We start from the raw sequence: 14,284 nt of genomic DNA on the forward strand, positions 1-14,284 counted from the left end.
TTACCTTGCGAACGGCCCGCAACGCACACGATCAACGCGCCGCCCGCTATGCCCTGCAGGCGCTGGATGGGCGAATGAAAACGCAGGTCCTGATGCGCCCCAACCAAATCATCGCCAGCGCCAGTGGCGCCACCCGCCTGAAGATCGGCGTGACGCAAATCAACCACTGGCTCACCGACCTGGGCCAGGCCGAAGTCATGGCAAACATGCAAACCACCGATCGAGGCCAGTACCTGGCCCGCACCAAAGCCTGGATGGGACAAAACCTGGGCACCGCCCTCCCCGCGGTGCTGGTCGGCTTGAACGCGTGGAACCTGTGGAACACCGCCAAACAAGCCAGCAATGATGGACAGTTCACGCCGGAGGAATGGCGAGTACTGAGTGCCAATGCAGCGTATGCGGGGAATGCGGTGGCGGCGCTGTGGGTGGGGCCGGCGTGGAATCGGGCTGGGGGGATGGTTGCGAAGTTGGGCGACAAAACACTGAAGGTTGCTCAGGCTGGCTATTCCCAATGGCTTAGAGAGGCGCAAACCGTTGCCAGCGGTAGTAGCCAGGCAGCAGTAGCACGAGAGTTTGCGGCGGTTTCGAAAGGTCTGATTCTCCGCACAGCGACATGGGCGACGCTGGGGGCTGTTGCGGCGGGATTGGAGGCTTGGCAAATTTTTACAGAAGCGGGCCGAGCGACGAGCAAGGAAGAAAAAGTTCTGCTTCGGGCTAAGTTTGGCGCAGTCACTGGAATGGCCGCTACAGCGGCAATACAAGCTATTGGCGCCGGGCTTGGCTATTGGTACAGCTTTGCCTGGGTGATGTCGACTCCAGTGACAATCCTCTTGGCAGGTCTAGGCCTCGCTTATCTACTGATCACCATGGCCGCCAATCGCTACAAACGCGAAGGCTTAAGACTATGGCTGCACCGGTGCAGTTGGGGACGCGGTGCAAAACCTGAATGGATGGATAACGACGGTCACCCCCGACAAATGCGCGCCCTACTGGAGACCTTGCAACGCCCAACTGTCGCAGGAAGAGCTCTATATTACGGCGGAGGCAGTACACCGAGAAAATGGTTGGGTTTTTGGGTTCAAGTCCAAGTACCTGCGGCATTGGCGGGAAAAGAGCTGTCCTTACAGCCGGCAATGGTCGAGAGGACCTACTTTTGCAAGGCCGGCATGCAACTCACACCGGAAAACTATTATGTTCAATTTCTCAACGGTCATTGGGTAAATCCCAATCTACTCGGCAAACTACCAGATGCCCCTCGCGGTACGTCCTACATTACCGATTATGCATACGCCGACACCGACGAACATCGCCTTTGGCAAGTTTGGATCGAAACAACGACCGCCGACCCAACTTTTGAAATGGAGGTTATATACCCACTCGACGTATTGCGGCGCGATGATGGTCGCGGCTACCTGTTTCGCTTAGCGCTTGAGTGGTCAGCTCAAGAAGCTGATCGTGGCAACAGCGTTTTTAGCGGTGAATTGAGAGAGGAAGATGGCATTGTATTGATGCAACAAGGCACTCAACTTTTAAAACTAACCGTACCTAATTAAAACATCTTGTGACTGCCATGCCACTCAACCTCAATAGAGAACCTGACTTGCCACCACAGCTGAAGTGGAAGTGTGCGCACGAGCCGAAGTTACTAGGCTGGACAATCCGCGCACGCAACTATAATACATTCGTAGCAAATTGTATGTTTGCATTCATGGCTGTAGCGACAACGGGAGGGGCCTATACGGTGTATTTACACCCTATTCCAGGGGCTGAGCACATTACTCAACTGGCGATTAGTGTAGGTTTTTATATGCTAATCACTTTGACAACATCCAGCATGACCCACCAACGGATGAATTCCGCCTATCGATTTACAAAATCCGGAATTGAATATTGCGAGTGGAAGGAATTCCCCCAATGGGCACTTACTTTCTTGAAGTGGATGACTGGCATCACTGCGATTATTTTTATTTTCATGGCCACCATCGACATAACGTTCTTAATCGGGGCATTGGTGGGACCGGGCGGAATGGGTTTAATGTATCTCACTATGGCAAACTCAAAAAACCATAGAGATTTACACACCCAATACCATCACTACGCCTACAAATGGAAAGAGATCACACAGCTAGCCATTGCAACCAACAGAGAAATAGTAGATTTGAAATACAGCGTCACCCAAAAGGGAGATAACTATAAAACCAACTGGAACCTAAACATATACTGTAAAAGTAATCAAAAGGAAAACGTAGCTGCATTTATAAAAATACATTTATCCCCCGACGTACCTTTCATAAGAGCAAAAATCAACGTCCCGCTCAGCACAGATTATTGAAGCATAAAACGGCTGACAAAAGCCGAAACCACGCCCCAACCCTATAACTCGACGCATCCATTAATAGTCAGTGAGCGCTATGCTATTCAAACTTAACAAACCACCCAGCCTTCCTCCGCAGCTCAAGTGGAAATTCGAGCGCGAACTAGAATTGGAAAGCTGGTCAATAAAGGCAAGAAACTACAACACCTTCATTGCCAACTGCATGTTTACATTCATCGCAATATTGATATTTTGTGTGACACTCATCATGTACTCCGTTTATGAGGAAATGAACCAGCCGTGGCGAACACTATCCTGTATCTTTTTCTTCATCCTTATTCTTTCAGTAGCTTCCTCCATGACCCACCAACGGATGAATTTTGCCTATCGCATCAGCAAATCAGGCGTGGAGTATTGTGAATGGAAAGACTTTCCGAAATGGGCACTGCCCTGCCTAAAATGGATGGCTGGCATCACAGCGGTCATCTTCATTTTCATGGCAACCATAGACCCTTCTTTCTTGATCGGCGCCTTGGTAGGCCCAGGCGGTCTAGGCTTGACGTATCTTTCAATGGCACACTCCAAAAGCTATCGCGAGCTACACACTCAGTACCACCATCACGAATACGAGTGGAAGGATATTGTCCAGCTCGCCATTGCCACCAACAGAGAGGTGGTCGATGTGAAATTCAAGTTCTTCCGCGATGGTGATACCGTCAAGACGTGCTGGAACTTCAACATTCATTGCCAAAAGAAAGACAAAGAGCGCGTTGCAAATTTCATCAGAACCTACCTTTTACCTGGCGTACCTTTCATCAGAGCAAAAGTAAATGTACCCCTGGGCACTGACTAATGCAATTCGACTATCGAAATCGATACTAAAAACAACCATCGGTAATCATAACCATTAGAAACGCGCAGAACAAAACATCGACAAATCATCCTACTACTGAAATGGAGGCTTATGTCTAACCAATGTACTGAGTCGCGCGGACGGTCGCGGGCACCAGTGATTAGCACTTGAAATGCCTAGAGAAAGAGGCGAGTAACGCAATGACAACTTTAGAAGCGAATTCAGAGAAACGGATGACATTACACCATTGAAAAAGAATACAAACTTTAAATTCAACCGCATCTAACCAGAAAACTTCGTGACGACCATGCTATTTAATTTCTATAGAGCACCTGACCTCCCACCACAACTTTTGTGGAAATTTTCGCATGAGCCAGAACTACTTGGCTGGACGATCCGAGCGCGTAATTACAATACATTCGTAGCAAATTGCATGTTTGCATTCATGGCTGTAGCAACCATTGGCGGCGCCTATACGGTGTATTTACACCCTGCACCAGGAGTTGAGCACTTGACTCAACTGGCGATCAGTGCAGGTTTTTATATACTTATCACCTTGACAATATCCAGCATGACCCATCAAAGAATGAATTTCGCCTATCGCTTCAGCAAGTCAGGCGTGGAATATTGTGAATGGAAAGACTTTCCGAAATGGGCGCTGCCCTGCCTCAAATGGATGGCTGGCATCACCGCTGTCATCTTCATTTTCATGGCAACCATTGACCCTTCTTTCTTGATCGGCGCCTTAGTAGGCCCAGGCGGTCTTGGCTTGACCTATCTTTCAATGGCACACTCCAAAAGCTATCGCGATCTGCACACTCAGTACCACCATCACGAATACGAGTGGAAGGATATTGTCCAGATCGCCATTGCCACCAATAGAGAAGTGGTCGATGTGAAATTCAAGTTTTTCCGCGATGGTGATACCGTCAAGACGTGCTGGAACTTTAATATCCATTGCCAAAAAAAAGACAAAGAGCGTGTCGCTAATTTCATCAGACCCTACCTTTTGCCTGGCGTACCCTTCATAAGAGCAAAAGTAGACGTACCGCTAGGAACCGATTGATAACGATCTGGAGAGCCGTCCTGGCTAGATGATCGCCACCCTATGCTCCTGAATTACGGGCAAACCCCCTTTTTGGGGTTCGCCCGTAATAGGGTTTAGAACCCGACGCTCGCCTGCACGTAGAAAGTGCGTGGTTCTCCCAGGTAAATGCCCGAGTTGTTGTCGCTGGAGCGGGTGTAGTACTGCTTGTCGAAAATGTTCTTCACTCCGGCTGCCAGCTTCAAGTTCGACAGATCCTTGCCGAAGTCGTAGCCTCCCCGCGCCGCCCAGGTCACGTAGCCTGGAATGTCACCGTATTGGCCGTCTGCACTTGGCTCGGTGATGTAGTCACCATTGAAACTGCCGTCTTTGTTCATGCCGGTGCCAGGAGCGCGTTGCTTCGATTGTGCATAGGCATCCAGGTTCCAGGTCCAGCGATTGATCTGGTAGCGAAGCCCGGCGTTGACGATCTGCCGCGAATAGAACGGCAGGTCACGACCCTTGAAGCCTGGTATCTCGCCTTCATAGGTCGCGCGGGTATAGGTGAAGCCAGCATTGGCGCTTAATCCCTGCAGGCGCGGGTCCAGCCCCGACAGGTCATAGTGCATGGACGCTTCGATACCCTGGTGTTTGGTGGCACCCAGGTTGGTCCAACCGACGTCATTGCTGATGTATTGCAACTCGTCGTCGAAATCGATGTAGAACGCCGTCAGTTCACCACCCCATTCGCCATTGTTGTAGCGCGTCCCCACTTCATAGGTTTTGGCCTTTTCCGCTTGCAGGCCATTGGCAGTCTGGTCGCCGGTGCCGCCCTGGCCCAACTGAAAGTACTGCAGGCTGCCGAATGAAGTTTCGAAGTTGGCGAACACTTTCCACTCATCAGACAGGTGATACATCACGCTCAGTGCAGGCAACGGCTCGTTGCTGGTGACGCTGCGATTTTTCTCGGTGACCGGCTTTCCATCCGTGCCGATTACAGGCCGTTCATGCCAATCGGTGTTGATGTGTTCAAAACGAATTCCTGGCGTGACGGTCCAGTTGCCAACGTCGATTTTATCGTCGATGTAGTACGCGCTGGCCTCGGTGCCACCGGTACGGTCCTGGTACACATGGCCATCCGAGCCGGGGGCTGGGGTTGGCACGTTGTCGATCAACGCCAGGCGGGTTGCCTGCTCGTGCATCGCTTCTTTGAGGTAGCGATAACCCACGCTGACCTCCTGCGTGGTGGGGCCTGCGAAGAAGATCCGCGACACGCGTGGCTCGATGGCGAAGGTGTGGTAGCTACGCGGATAAGAGGACAGCGTCTGCTGGTCACGTGCGGCGATGCTGCTGCCACGAAAGCTGTCGGTGTAGTAGGTCTGGACTTCAAACTGGGTGACGTCGTCGATCTGGCGCAGGTACTTGAGCGACACATCCTTGCGACGGCCACTGAAGTTGTCGTAGTCGCGGTCGGACTGGTAGGGATCATCGTCAAACTGCGCCTGGGTCAAGCCGCCAGGCATATCGGCCTTGGCATCGTAATAGTGAAAGTTCAGCCACAGCTCATCGCTATCGGTGACAGCCCAATGGGTCTTGAGCAACACATCATCAATATCGTTGCCGTTATTGCTGCTGCGATAGCCGTTGCCGTTAACCCCGGAATACAACAGCGCTGCGCCCAATCCGTTGTCTGCAGTACCACCGAGAAACGCCGACTCGATGTGCTTCCAGCCGCCATGGCGAGAAGTCTCCAGGGTGCTGGAAAGCTCACCTGTCGCCTTTTCGGGAATCGCTCGGGTAACGAAGTTGATCACCCCGCCGACGTTCTGCGGCCCATAACGCACCGACCCCGCACCTCGGACCACGTCGATACTGTCGAGGTTGCCCGAGGAGATCGGCGCCATCGACAACTGCGGCTGGCCGTAAGGCGCGAAGGCCGCCGGGATGCCATCGATGAGTACCGTGGAGCGTGGCGACAAGCGCGACGTCAAACCACGTACCCCTACGTTCAACGCAATGTCGCTGCCGCCTGTACCGTTCGAATCCTGCACCTGTACGCCCGGAATGCCACGCAGCACATCACGCACGTTCATTGCACCCTGCTCGAGCATAGCCTCGCGACGCACCACGGTACGGGCGCCAGGGTGGTTCTGAACCACTGTTTCTTCGGCGTTGCCCAGCCAGTCGCCTACGACCTTAATGTCTGTAGGAGCCAGTTCGAGGCTGCCGGTATTCAGGCTACCGGCACCTTGCGCAGGCTTGAGCACCACGGTGCCCTGGGAAATTTCATAGGTAAGACCGCTGCTTTGCAGCAAGATCTGCAGGGCCTGTTCGGGGGTCAAGGTGCCGGACACTGCCGGAGCCATTTTGCCGGCGACCAGCTCTGGGCTGAAGAACAATTGCAACGGGGTTTGTTGACCCAGTTGACTCAGCGCCGAAGCCAAGGATTGAGCCTGGATCTGGAGGGTGGTCGCAGCCTGATCGGCATAGCTACTGGCGATACCACCACTGACCGCCAAGGCCAGTGCGAGCGGCAGCAAACGGGTGCGTGCGGCAAAACGCGGGGAAAACTTGTTGTTGTTCACGTCGTCGAAAAATCCTGAAAGTCCGGGATAGGCGCCAGCTGCATGCGAATGTAAATGCTTGACAGTTGCAGTTGGCCAGGAAGACGAACAACTGAAAAAAAACCTGAATCTATTTTGAAATTATTTCGCTGGAGCCGTCGGCGTTGGTCTGGATAGCCACCGGCAAGATGCTTGGCAATGCGCGCAGCAAGGCGTCGGTATCGTCGGCGCTGAAGCTGCTGCTCAAGCGCAATGCCGCCACCTTGCCAGGTGCAACGCGCAAGGGTTGGGCACGGTAGCGCGAGACCTCCTCGACCACTTCGCTCAACGGTGCGTCATTGAATACCAGTTTGCCGTTGCGCCACGCCGTCAACGCCGCAGTATCCACCGCATACGGCGCGGCGACCTGGCCTTGGGCATCGATCTGTGAGCCCAGCCCGGCGCTGAGCAGCGCCTGATTGCTACCACTGCCTTGTACCTTGACCGAACCTTGCTCCACTGCCACGCGCGTGCGGGTCGGATCGAGGCGCACGTCGAAACGGGTGCCCGTCACGGTTACCGTGCCGTTGACAGTACTCACCAGAAAAGGTCGCGAGGTGTCGTGAGCAACGCTGAACATGACTTCACCAGCAGTCAGTTCGATGCGCCGTTGGCCGCTGCTGAAGTCGACGGTCAGTTGCGTACGCGCATTGAGTTCCAGGTGTGTGCCGTCCGGCAAATTCACCTGGCGTCGCTCACCCAACGCTGTGTGCAGTTGCTCTTGGTAGTTGAGTTGATGGTGCTGCCAGCCCATCCAGCCTGATCCTACGGCCACAATCGCGATACCAGCGGCCAGCGCCTGCTGAATGAAGCGTCGACGCGGCAACTGGCGTACCGGATCTTCCCGGCACAGCGCCTCAAGGCGCGCACGCGGCAATGCATCCGCCGCGCCCCACAGTTGGACGAGCAGATCGTACTCTTGCCGATGCTGTACATGCTCGGCCAGCCAGGCTTCGAATTGGGCCTGCTGGTCAGTGCTCAACACGCCGTCACGGGTGCGCGCAAACCACCGGGCAGCCTGCTCTCGCACAGCCTCTTCGCCACAGCGGCACGCGTCCTGATTCATGAAAACATTCGCCTGATTCATCTCGTTGACACATCCAGGTGCTCACGCAGATGCCGGAGCGTGCGGATCATATACTTTTCGACCATGTTCTTGGTCAAGCCCATGCGTTCGGCGATTTCCGCCTGGGTCAGCCCTTCGAGCTTCTGCCAGATAAACACCCGTCGGCAATTGAGCGGTAGTTGCGCCAAGGCGCGCTCGACACTGTCAGCCAGCTCGAGCGCGTGCATGAAGGCCTCCGGATCACCGTTGCAGTCAGCCAATCCATCGAGCATGTCGTGCTCGATGGATTGGCGACGGTCTTCCCGACGGTAGCCATCCACCGCAATATTGCGCGCCGTTTGATGCAGATAGGCGCGTGGCTGTTCGACCCCTATTTGATCGCTCTCCAGAACCCGGACAAAAGCGTCATGTGCCAGATCCTCGGCTTGCTGGCGATTGCGCAACTTGCGCGTCCAGGTGCCGATCAGCTCTTGGTAATGGTCGAGAAAGCCTTTGTGTCGCGACACGATGCAGGTCTTCGGCAAGCGATAGGGAATGTCGCGAATAGTAATGTTTCTTATTAAGCACGGCAATCGAAGATCGTGGCGAGCGACGAAGCGCAAACCGGGAAAAAAAGTACGCGTTGCCAGGGTTGATCGGCGCAGCAGAACACGAAAAATAAATTGAACGGCGTCTGAGATTTTCCGCGCCGCCACTTTCCTGAAGCGCAACGAACAATCGAGCTATTTCCGCTAGTTTCGCAGCTAACTTCGTCAATATTCCTGCATCAAGGCGAGTTGACTCGATAGGCAGGATTTAGCGGGGTATTTCGGTATTTTTAACGCTTTTGTCATCAAATTGAACGCCTACTGTTTACCTGGGTCGGTTGAAAAGTGGCTGTGCAATACCGGGCGACAGACGTGTGCAAAATCGCGACATTTTTTGTTGATCTTGAACCCCTCAGGTCCTAAAGTTCGCGCCGAACGTCCATGCTGGAAACGATCCATCCGGCTCAAGTACTGACGACGAGACAGCAAGGTCACCCGTAGCTCGCTTCATCACGCACGGCTGACCTTTTTGCTTTCGGCGACATGCCTTGGGAAGTAGGCGAACCAAAGTGGGGATACGGAGGGCGTTCAGTTGCAGCCACTTTTTTATTCAGTTTGCCCATGGAGTCCCAAGCATGTCGATTCAGGTCGAAGACTACTTCGCGCGCGATACCTTCCAGAAAATGAAGGCTTTCGCCGACAAGCAAGAAACCCCGTTCGTGCTCATCGACACCCAGATGATCAGCCAGGCCTATGACGACCTGCGTGCCGGTTTCGAATTCGCCAAGGTCTACTACGCGGTCAAGGCCAACCCGGCGGTCGAGATCATCGACCTGCTCAAGGAAAAAGGCTCGAGCTTCGACATCGCCTCGATCTACGAGCTGGACAAAGTGATGGACCGTGGCGTCAGCGCTGACCGTATCAGCTATGGCAACACCATCAAGAAATCCAAAGACATTCGCTACTTCTATGAAAAGGGCGTGCGTCTGTATGCCACCGACTCTGAAGCCGACCTGCGCAACATTGCCAAGGCTGCCCCGGGCTCGAAAGTGTATGTGCGTATCCTCACCGAAGGCTCGACCACTGCCGACTGGCCGCTGTCACGCAAATTCGGCTGCCAGACCGACATGGCCATGGACCTGCTGATCCTCGCCCGCGACCTGGGCCTGGTGCCTTATGGCGTTTCCTTCCACGTAGGCTCGCAGCAGCGCGACATCAGTGTCTGGGATGCGGCGATCGCCAAGGTCAAAGTGATCTTCGAGCGCCTCAAGGAAGAAGACGGCATTGAACTCAAGCTGATCAACATGGGTGGCGGCTTCCCGGCCAACTACATCACCCGCACCAACAGCCTGGAAACTTATGCCGAAGAAATCATCCGTTTCCTCAAGGAAGACTTCGGTGACGAGCTGCCGGAAATCATCCTTGAGCCCGGCCGCTCGTTGATCGCCAACGCCGGCATCCTGGTCAGTGAAGTCGTGCTGGTTGCACGTAAGTCGCGTACTGCTGTCGAGCGCTGGGTGTACACCGACGTGGGTAAATTCTCCGGCCTGATCGAAACCATGGATGAGTCCATCAAGTTCCCGATCTGGACCGAAAAGAAAGGCGAGATGGAAGAAGTGGTTATCGCCGGCCCAACCTGCGACAGCGCCGACATCATGTACGAGCACTACAAGTACGGCCTGCCACTGAACCTGGCCATCGGGGACCGCCTGTACTGGCTGTCGACCGGCGCCTATACCACCAGCTACAGCGCAGTTGAGTTCAATGGCTTCCCGCCGCTGAAAGCCTTCTACCTGTAAGCGCGGTACCGGGCTGCCAGCCAGCCTACTGCGGGGCCATCATTCGCCTTATAACAAGGCGCAGGATGGCCTCGCAGTGCATTCAGCGTTCAGCCTGCAATTGCGCCAGACGTGTTCGGTAGGCCACTGCCATGTTGCGCACTTCGACGTGCTCGGCCTGCTCCAGCGCGGGCCCGGCAACACGCAGGAAGTTTTCATTGCCGCCTGCCAAGGCCTGCTGCAACCACTCAAGTGCCTCTTGCGTCAGCCCTTGCGCTGCCAGTACCCCGGCATGACTGAACTGACCGCGAAAATCACCCGCCTCAGCCGAGCACTGGTACCAGTGCCTCGCAGCAGCCACATCACGCGGACAATATTCGCCCTCTTCCAGATAGCGCCCCAGCAGATTCATTGATTTGGCATGGCCTAGTTCTGCCGCTTGGCGATACAACGCCAGCGCTGCAGCGTGGTCCTGGCCGACTCCGCGACCGGTTGCCAACATATTTGCGTAGTTGTACATCCCCCAGTCCAGCCCGGCATGAGCCGCCTGCCGGTAGTGCTTGGCAGCCTGAGTGTGGCTCACATCGCCACCCCAACCATGCTCCCAGCAGCGTCCAAGCATGTTATCGGCCATGACACTGCCTTGAGTGGCAGCAATGAAGAACCATCGACGCGCCAGTTCAGGGTCCTTCTCGATACCCCGGCCGTCGAGCAAAATCTGCCCTAGCAGCAATTGCGCCTCGACAACCTCCTGCCCTGCCGCCGCAAGTATTGCCTGAGCCGCCTTGGCCGGGCTGTGTTCAAGCATCTGGGCGAACTGGTCGCTGTCCACTTCCTGGCGATTACGCAGAGCAAAAGCCATGACTCAGACCTCGACCCAACGACGCAGCAGGTTGTGATAGGTGCCCGTCAACTGGATCAACGCCGGGTGATCAGGCATATCGGCCGTCAATGCCTGGATGGCGTTGTCCATTTCAAACAGCAGGGCGCGCTGGCTGTCTTCACGCACCAGGCTCTGGGTCCAGAAGAAGGCTGCATAGCGGGCGCCACGAGTGACTGGGTTGACCTTGTGCAGGCTGGTTCCCGGGTACAACACCAGGTCGCCTGCCGCCAGCTTCACCTGTTGCACACCATAGGTGTCCTGGATGACCAACTCTCCGCCGTCGTAGTCCTCGGGGTTGCTCAGAAACAGTGTCGAAGACAAATCGGTACGCACTCGCTCGTGGCTGCCGCGCGGCTGGCGTAGGGCGTTATCGATATGAAAGCCGAAATTGCCGCCCTCTTGATAGCAATTGATCAACGGCGGGAAAACCTTGTGCGGCAATGCCGCCGACATAAACGTTGGATGCTGCCATAGGCGCTCAATCAGCGCCGTGCCGATCTCTTTGGCCAACGGATGGCCTTCAGGCAACTGCAGATTGTGCTTCGCCTTCGCCGATTGGTAACCGGCAGTGACCTTGCCGTCAGCCCAATCGGTCTGCGTCAGCGCTTCACGAATACGCGCGACTTCCTCGGTTGAGAACAGTCCGGAGATGTGTAGCAGCATGGCGCGTGCACCTTTAGGCAGAAAGAACGTCAATGGTATTGATTCCCATTGACCCACCACAAGTCCTTTCCGAGGGATGCGACGTTTCAGCACGAAAAACCCGCAGCAACAAATTGTAAAGATTGTAAATTTCTAGCAAATAGCAACATTTCTCAATTGTTACTCATATTTGTTTACATTATATTTCGCGGCCTAAAAACCTGGGGAAGGGTTCCACCATGCCGCGTCACTACGTGCCAACCGCTGTCAGCTCACCTCGTTTGCTCGCTTCTGCCATTGGCGTTGCGATTACCGCTACTTCTGCGGGGCATATGGCCTATGCCGCAGACCCTGAGCCAGCCAAGAATGGTGCGATTGCCCTGGACGCAACCAGCGTTACCGGGCAGGCCGATGCGGCGAACACGGACTACAAGGTAGAGAACGCTTCCTCTCAGAAATACACCGCGCCGCTGATAGACATTCCACGCAGCGTCACCGTTGTTCCTCAACAGGTGATTAAAGACACCAACGCACTCAACCTGCAGGACGCCCTGCGTACTGTCCCGGGTATCACCATGGGCGCCGGCGAAGGCGGCAACCCATCGGGCGACCGCCCATTCATCCGTGGCTTCGATTCACAAAGCTCGATGTATCTGGACAGTGTGCGTGACACCGGCTCGCAAACCCGCGAAATATTCGCCATTGAATCGGTCGAAGTGGCCAAGGGTCCGAACTCGGCAATCGGCGGTCGTGGCGCAGCGGGCGGTACCATCAACCTGGTGAGTAAACGTGCCCACTTGGGCAATTCCACCGACGGCGCCTTTACCTGGGGCTCGGACCAGACCAAGCGCTACACATTCGACGGCAACTACCAGTTCCTCGACACCGCCGCGTTTCGCCTAAATCTGATGAGCCACGAAAGCAACGTTGCCGGTCGTGACGAAGTCAATTACGACCGCTGGGGCGTAGCACCGTCGCTAGTCTTCGGGCTGGGTACCGAAACGCGCCTGTACCTCGACTACTACCACATGGAAAGTGATGATCTACCAGACTCGGGTATCCCTTACAGCCTGAAGTCGGGCAGTGCTGCCAAGCGTACCTCGGCCAATCCCGACAAACCGACTGATGGTGGTGACAGCGACAATTTCTATGGCCTGGTGGATCGCGACTTCTACAAGAGCCGCGCAGACATTGCCACCATTGCCGTGGAGCATGACCTGAGTGACTCGCTGACCATCAAGAACACCTTGCGCCACGGTAGCACTCTGCAGGACTACATCTACAGCCAACCAGATGACAGCAAGGGCAACATCCTCAAAGGCGAAGTATGGCGCCGTCCAAACAACCGGGTCGCCAATACCAGCACCACGACCAACCAGACCGACTTGTTCGGCGAGGTATACATCGGCGGGTTCAAGAATACCTTCTCCACCGGCATCGAACTGAGCCGCGAAGCTTCCACCAAGGAAGGCTACGACGTGACTGGTTTCCGCGCAGGTGACTGCGCTTCACCTACCGGGCAAATACCGGGTGTGTGCACCTCGTTCCCTAACCCCGATCCGAACGAAGCATGGGGCGGCAGCGTAACGCGTACTGATGCAGGTGCAGACACCACCAGTAACACGCGTGCGATCTACCTGACCGATACCCTGGAACTTGATCCAGCTTGGCTGCTGACCATGGGGTTGCGTTACGACCACTTCGACACCAAGGCCAAGACCAAGGTGGCGGGCGGTGCGACCAGCTTCAAGACCGAAGACACCAGTGAATTCATTACCGGCCAATTGGGCCTGACCTGGAAGCCTGCAGAAAACGGCAGCGTCTACATTTCCTACGCAACGTCGGCAACCCCGACAGGTGCAGCATTGGGTGAAGGTGCGGACGGTAACCCATTGCTGAGTGCTACCACGACCAGCGAATTGAAGCCTGAAGAAACAACGAATTATGAAATCGGTACCAAATGGGATCTGCTGGACCAGCGCCTTAACCTGACGGCTGCAATCTTTCGCACCGAGAAGGAGAACGCCCGGGTTCTAGTCGATGCGAACACCTACCAGAATGTTGGTAAAAGTCGCGTCGACGGGCTTGAACTGACCGCCACTGGCAAGCTGACCAGCGCCTGGCAAGTGTTCGCCGGTTACACCTACATGGACGCCAAACTTATCGATGGTGGCGCACAGTCGGTAGGAGGCGTACTGATCGACGGCTACAACGATGGCAACCAGATGCCCAATACCCCGAACAATAGCCTGACCTTGTGGACCACCTACAACGTCACGCAGAAATTCACTGTTGGTGGCGGCGCCTTTTATGTCGACGATGTATTTGGCAACGTGACCAATAGCGTGATGGTTGACTCATACTGGCGCTATGACGCCATGGCCAGCTACAAGCTGACCAAGAACGTCGACCTGCAACTAAACGTGCAGAACCTTACCAACGAGGTCTACTACGACAAAGCCTATGGTGCTCACTACGCCAACCAGGCCGCCGGGCGCACTGCTCTGCTGACCACCAGCGTCCACTTCTAAGTGCACTAACTGGCAAGCCCCGTTCACTTCGGTGACCGGGGCTTTCGTCTATCAAGGCATAAT

General features: G+C 55.1%; 10 protein-coding genes and 1 pseudogene. 6 read left to right on the forward strand and 5 right to left on the reverse strand.

All coding sequences use genetic code 11. From position 1 onward, the window contains the following. The 4 genes and pseudogenes from H8F21_RS28125 to H8F21_RS28140 all read left to right on the forward strand — a co-directional run. Positions 1-1,553 (forward strand): annotated as a pseudogene (locus tag H8F21_RS28125) (T6SS effector BTH_I2691 family protein); the annotation flags it as partial. Positions 1,554-1,570: 17 nt separating this feature from the next. Beyond that, positions 1,571-2,332: a hypothetical protein gene (locus H8F21_RS28130; protein ID WP_203585747.1), complete on the forward strand. Its 762-nt coding sequence runs from the start codon at positions 1,571-1,573 to the stop codon at positions 2,330-2,332. A gap of 79 nt (positions 2,333-2,411) precedes the next feature. Continuing rightward, the gene (locus H8F21_RS28135; RefSeq protein WP_203482847.1) at positions 2,412-3,167 is read left to right on the forward strand and encodes a hypothetical protein; all 756 of its coding nucleotides are present in this window, start codon (positions 2,412-2,414) and stop codon (positions 3,165-3,167) included. A 307-nt stretch (positions 3,168-3,474) separates the two neighbouring features. Next, a complete protein-coding gene (locus tag H8F21_RS28140; protein ID WP_203482850.1) occupies positions 3,475-4,233 on the forward strand; it encodes a hypothetical protein in 759 nt (252 codons plus the stop codon). 95 nt (positions 4,234-4,328) lie between these two features. Here H8F21_RS28140 and H8F21_RS28145 read toward each other — a convergent pair whose 3' ends face one another. From H8F21_RS28145 to H8F21_RS28155, 3 genes are all read right to left on the reverse strand, one after another. Then, complete coding sequence (locus tag H8F21_RS28145; protein ID WP_203585748.1) at positions 4,329-6,776, reverse strand: TonB-dependent siderophore receptor; 2,448 nt, start codon at positions 6,774-6,776, stop codon at positions 4,329-4,331. A gap of 109 nt (positions 6,777-6,885) precedes the next feature. Further along, positions 6,886-7,860 carry a FecR family protein gene (locus H8F21_RS28150; protein WP_203482635.1) on the reverse strand — a complete coding sequence of 325 codons (975 nt, stop codon included), beginning with the start codon at positions 7,858-7,860 and terminating at the stop codon, positions 6,886-6,888. Between the two features lie 17 nt (positions 7,861-7,877). Next, positions 7,878-8,366, reverse strand: a complete 489-nt coding sequence (locus H8F21_RS28155) for an RNA polymerase sigma factor (protein WP_203482636.1) — start codon at positions 8,364-8,366, stop codon at positions 7,878-7,880. Between the two features lie 656 nt (positions 8,367-9,022). Between H8F21_RS28155 and H8F21_RS28160 the strand changes: the two genes are divergently transcribed. Beyond that, positions 9,023-10,186: a type III PLP-dependent enzyme gene (locus tag H8F21_RS28160; protein WP_203482637.1), complete on the forward strand. Its 1,164-nt coding sequence runs from the start codon at positions 9,023-9,025 to the stop codon at positions 10,184-10,186. A gap of 82 nt (positions 10,187-10,268) precedes the next feature. On the opposite strand, the gene H8F21_RS28165 is transcribed toward H8F21_RS28160, so the two are convergent. Continuing rightward, on the reverse strand, positions 10,269-11,027 hold the full coding sequence (locus H8F21_RS28165) for a tetratricopeptide repeat protein (RefSeq protein WP_203482638.1): 759 nt from the start codon (positions 11,025-11,027) through the stop codon (positions 10,269-10,271). Positions 11,028-11,030: 3 nt separating this feature from the next. Beyond that, complete coding sequence (locus tag H8F21_RS28170; protein ID WP_203482639.1) at positions 11,031-11,711, reverse strand: Fe2+-dependent dioxygenase; 681 nt, start codon at positions 11,709-11,711, stop codon at positions 11,031-11,033. Positions 11,712-11,929: 218 nt separating this feature from the next. Between H8F21_RS28170 and H8F21_RS28175 the strand changes: the two genes are divergently transcribed. Beyond that, positions 11,930-14,221: a TonB-dependent receptor gene (locus tag H8F21_RS28175; protein WP_203482640.1), complete on the forward strand. Its 2,292-nt coding sequence runs from the start codon at positions 11,930-11,932 to the stop codon at positions 14,219-14,221. Positions 14,222-14,284 lie beyond the last annotated feature (63 nt).

Source organism: Pseudomonas arcuscaelestis, assembly GCF_016881005.1.
GTDB lineage: Bacteria > Pseudomonadota > Gammaproteobacteria > Pseudomonadales > Pseudomonadaceae > Aquipseudomonas > Aquipseudomonas arcuscaelestis.